Annotated in this window: 1 protein-coding gene; it reads left to right on the forward strand. The window is 71.8% G+C overall.

The genetic code is table 11. The features are described 5' to 3' along the window. Positions 1 to 29 precede the first annotated feature (29 nt). Positions 30 to 1,076, forward strand: a complete 1,047-nt coding sequence (locus tag FNX44_RS27030; RefSeq protein WP_143651588.1) for a terpene synthase family protein — start codon at positions 30 to 32, stop codon at positions 1,074 to 1,076. Positions 1,077 to 1,210: the final 134 nt, after the last annotated feature.

A 1,210-nucleotide genomic window follows, 5' to 3' on the forward strand; every position in this document is an offset into this window, starting at 1 on the left:
CCGGCGTACCAGTGAACCCAGGAGCAGCGGTGTCACACACCACAACCGTCCCCAGGACCGACGGTTTCCAACTCCCCCTCTTCCCCCGCAGCCTCCCCGTCGTCTACCACCCGCACGCGGCGCAGACCGAGTTCCGTTCGAACGCCTGGGTGCGACGGCACCTGGAGAGCTGCTGCACCTCGCAGACGCAGCTCATGCGCCTGCTGCGGCAACGCGTCGGTCTCTACGGCCCGTTGGTGGCGCCGCTCACCGACCGGGACCGGGTGCTGGCGCTCGCCGACTTCTACCACTTCGTCGGGCTGATCGACGACCTCGCGGCCGACCACACCGCCGGGCTCGGCGCGAGCCCCGGCGGCGCGCGTGCCGCGTTCGACCGAATCACCGCCGAGTTCGGCAACCCGGACACCGCCACCTCGCCTTTCGGCCGGGCCGCCGCCGACCTGTGGCAGCGCATGAGCCCCGACCTCAGCGGCCGCCAACAGCACCGCTTCCAGGAGTCGTTGGCGACCTTCCTCCAGGGCATCGCGGCCGAACTCCCCTACCAGCTCACCGGTACCGTGCCCGACTACTCCGCGTACATCGACATCCGACTGGCCAGCTTCGGCTGCGACTTCATCTGCCTGCTCAACGAGTACGCCGCCGCCGTCGACCTCACCGACCTGCTGCGCACGCCCGAACTGCGGGCCGTCCACGACCACGCCATGCGGCAGATGATCCTGGTCAACGACGTGCTCTCACTGCGCAAGGAGCACGGCGACCCGATGAACGCCGTCCGGGTGCTCGAGTACCACGACCGGCTGCCCCTGCAGCAGGCCGTCGACGAGGTCGCCGCCCGTGCCGCCGCCCACGAACACGGCTACATCCAGGCCCGCGACGCCGCCCGCGGGCACCTCGGCGGCCAGGTAGGCGTCGACGCCTACCTCCGCGCGATGGACCATCTGCTGGCCGGAGCCCAGGAGTTCGAGTACCTCACGCCGCGCTATCTGGGCGACGGCGCGGTCTGGGACGGCAGTACCACCGGTTGGATATCCCTGGAGCCGGCGGACCCCGCCGCGACGAACGGACTGCCGTCATGAGCGCCCCGACGAACCCGCCGCACCCGACGAACCCGCCGACGCAACCGCCCCCGCGCGTCGGCGCCGCGCCCGGCGCCCTGCCGCTGCTCGGTCACGCACTGCCGCTGCGGCTGCGCCCGCTCGCCTTCCTGGCC

Source organism: Streptomyces alkaliterrae (assembly GCF_007097205.2).
Lineage (GTDB): Bacteria > Actinomycetota > Actinomycetes > Streptomycetales > Streptomycetaceae > Streptomyces > Streptomyces alkaliterrae.